We start from the raw sequence: 3,157 nt of genomic DNA on the forward strand, positions 1-3,157 counted from the left end.
GAACTTAACCCCGCCGGCAGACCCGAGTCCGACACCATCCACAGGGGGCGGCATCATCTCGGAATCAGGGGGCGACTATTCTTCGGAACAAGGGGGCGGCATCATTTCGGAATGAGGGGGCGGCTTGCCTCGGAATCAGCACCACCTACGAAGATCAGCTCCTGAAATATTTCAGCCTGTCCAACTACAATCCTGATACTCTATACATTGTCGGTGCAGGCGTTACCAACAAGCAGAAGATAGAGAATTACGCGGCATTCGGCAGTCTTGACTGGAACGTCACCGATCAACTGAAGATCAGCGGTTCGGTGCGCTATACAAAATCCAGGAACTCTGCCCGCCTCTGCTCCTATACGCCACCAAACGGGAATCCGAATAAATTCTTCAATGTGCTGGGCTCCATCTTCGGAACGGTGCCGTTTGATCCGATCGGCGAATCCGATTGCTTCACGCTCAACGACAATTTCGTTCCAGGACAGCCGTTTCAGGAGACATTGAGTGAAGACAATGTCTCCTGGCGGTTGGGCGCCGATTACCAGGCCACGTCGACGACCCTGGTCTACGCCAATGTCTCGCGCGGCTACAAAGCGGGCAGCTTTCCCACGCTCTCAGCCGCAACCTACCGGTCGCTCAGGCCGGTCACGCAGGAATCCGTCACGGCTTATGAAGCGGGCATCAAGACGACGTTTGCCGACCGGCTTATCGGTTTGAACGCCGCCGCATTCTACTATGACTACAAGGACAAGCAGGTTCGCGGCAAGATCATCGACACTCCCAATGTGTTCGGTGTTCTCGACGCGCTCGTCAATGTTCCCAAATCGCGGGTTCTCGGCGCCGAGGCGGAGATCACAATTAGACCCACAACAGGCCTGGTCATAGGCCTTTCGGGCACCTACCTTGACTCGAAGATCACTAACTATAGTGGCGACTACAGCTTCACCGGACAGCCGGTCGACTTTTCGGGATCTCCCCTGCCGTTCACATCGAAATGGTCGGGCGCCGTCAATATCGACTATCGGCATGAGTTGCCAAGTGGCGGCACGCCATTCATCGGAGTGAGCGTCAACGCCCGCTCTTCCTCCGATGCGGCCCTGGGCGGGCGAACCATTGCCTATCCCGCAAGCCCAGCCACCGTCGTGAAACCCGGCGTGACCTATCCTTTTGCCATCGATGGTTATGCCACGGTCGATGCCCGCCTGGGCTATGAGGCGAGGGACGGCGCGTGGAAGGTGATGCTCTGGGGCAAGAACATCTTCAATGAATATTACTGGACCGCGGTCAGCCCCGGCAGTGACTCGGCCAGTCGTCTCGCCGGTCGTCCAGCCACCTACGGCATCACTTTCGGCTTCGAATTCCAATGACACTGATCACACGGCCACGCAAGGCAGTCCAGCGTAAGGAAGGATACGTTCCATGAAACTCGACGGAGAGAGCGGAGACAACGCCGTTTTGGCACGGGTCATGATGGAGACCTTTGGTCCCTCGATGAGTCCCAGCTGGTTCGATAATCTAGACGATCAAGTCGTTCTCGAGCTTCCATACGGACCGTCGATTGGAATACCAGAGAGAATTGAGGGCAAAGACGCAGCTAGGGCAATGTTTCAATCTGTAATCGACTCATTTGGTCTCAGATTTACCGATATCGAAATATTCGAGATGCTTGATCCTTCCATGGTTGTCGTAACATACAGGGGGAGCGGGAGCGCCGGCGATCACCCCTACAATCAGCGCTATGTATGTCTTCTTAAGTTCAGGGAAGGACGGCTACTTTTTTATAGGGAGTATTTCGATAATAAGGTGTTGGCCGATATAATGGCTCACGTTAATCTTAGCTAGAGCGTCTGATTACAGGACAAACAAATGGATCAAACGAAGGTCATTGTCTCAACCGAGGAAATCCGGTGCCTCAAGTCGAGGTACTTCAGAGCTATCGACCTGAAAGACGGGCTTCTCTTACGTAGCTTGTTTACGGACGACGTGTCAGTTGACCTCCGGGGTGCCGCTACTGATCCCGCATCTGGGGTGAACGCTCTGCCTGGAGCAACAAGCGAAATCATCACTGGCCTCGACAATGTCATGACCGCGTATCTCGAGAGCCTTAATGGACTTGTCTCGGTTCATCATGGCCTATGGGCGAGATCACCATTCTCGATGATGCTCGTGCGGAAGGCATCTGGGCGATGGCCGACTATCTCCGCTTTTCCAGCGGGCCAATTCGCGGGCTGACGGGGTACGACCATTACCACGACACGTTTCAACGGGTTGGAAATATTTGGAAAATAAGAACTTTGCGGCTTGTTCGGATCCGTGTCGACATCGAGCGATGATTGGCGGGACAGTCTCCCAGCCTGATGGCAGTATTTTCCGGATCAATATCCACTATATCATTATCAGGTTTGATAATGGGCATTCCGGAACTTAGAATGATCGCCACAAGCAAAGATTTGTACAATTTCATAGAAACGTTGGGAGGTTTGTCGTGAAGCAGAATTCGGTGCAAGCAACTGCTTGTGATCTCATTCCGTCAGCGGACGAGTTGCTTGACCGGGCGAGGAGCCTCGGCCCTGTACTGCGGCAGCGCGCGCGTCAGTGCGAAGAGCTGGGAAGGGTTCCAGCTGAAACGGTGCAGGATTTTCAGGATGCAGGATTCTACCGCATCCTTCAACCCAAGGCCTACGGTGGTTTTGAGCACTTCCCTCGGGTTTTTTATCGCGTTTTGCAAGAGATAGCAAAGCACTGCCCGTCTTCGGCATGGGCTCTCGGAGTGATCGGAGCCCATAACTGGGAAACGGGAGTCATGGATCCGAAAGTTGCAGAGGATCTCTGGCGTGACGACACCACTGTCCGATNTCCCTCGGGTTTTTTATCGCGTTTTGCAAGAGATAGCAAAGCACTGCCCGTCTTCGGCATGGGCTCTCGGAGTGATCGGAGCCCATAACTGGGAAACGGGAGTCATGGATCCGAAAGTTGCAGAGGATCTCTGGCGTGACGACACCACTGTCCGATTTTCCTCCTCCTACGCACCATTCGGAAAGGCGAGGCGCGTGGAGGGCGGCTATGCCGTCGAAGGCCGCTGGTCCTGGTCAAGTGGCTGCGACCACGCGACCTGGGTTATCCTTGGTGCTCTTGTTGAAATGGAGAACGGAGAAACCAATCA

General features: G+C 54.4%; 5 protein-coding genes and 1 pseudogene. All 6 read left to right on the forward strand.

Features of this window, described 5'->3' with window-relative positions; all coding sequences use genetic code 11:
- The first annotated feature begins 161 nt into the window (after positions 1–161).
- Positions 162–1,361 (forward strand): TonB-dependent receptor, encoded by a 1,200-nt coding sequence (locus QMG56_RS23070; RefSeq protein WP_375713760.1) that lies wholly within the window; start codon positions 162–164, stop codon positions 1,359–1,361.
- Between the two features lie 52 nt (positions 1,362–1,413).
- Positions 1,414–1,836: a nuclear transport factor 2 family protein gene (locus tag QMG56_RS23075; protein ID WP_281825231.1), complete on the forward strand. Its 423-nt coding sequence runs from the start codon at positions 1,414–1,416 to the stop codon at positions 1,834–1,836.
- A 24-nt stretch (positions 1,837–1,860) separates the two neighbouring features.
- Positions 1,861–2,226, forward strand: a complete 366-nt coding sequence (locus QMG56_RS23080; RefSeq protein ID WP_281825233.1) for a nuclear transport factor 2 family protein — start codon at positions 1,861–1,863, stop codon at positions 2,224–2,226.
- Positions 2,130–2,327, forward strand: coding sequence for a hypothetical protein (locus QMG56_RS23085; RefSeq protein WP_281825238.1), 198 nt, complete (start codon positions 2,130–2,132; stop codon positions 2,325–2,327). The genes QMG56_RS23080 and QMG56_RS23085 overlap by 97 nt, the downstream gene beginning before the upstream one ends.
- Positions 2,328–2,479: 152 nt before the next feature.
- Positions 2,480–2,938, forward strand: coding sequence for an acyl-CoA dehydrogenase family protein (locus QMG56_RS23090; RefSeq protein ID WP_281825235.1), 459 nt, complete (start codon positions 2,480–2,482; stop codon positions 2,936–2,938).
- A 16-nt stretch (positions 2,939–2,954) separates the two neighbouring features.
- Positions 2,955–3,157 (forward strand): annotated as a pseudogene (locus QMG56_RS23095) (flavin-dependent monooxygenase); the annotation flags it as partial.

The organism is Sphingobium sp. BS19 (assembly GCF_027925545.1).
GTDB lineage: Bacteria > Pseudomonadota > Alphaproteobacteria > Sphingomonadales > Sphingomonadaceae > Sphingobium.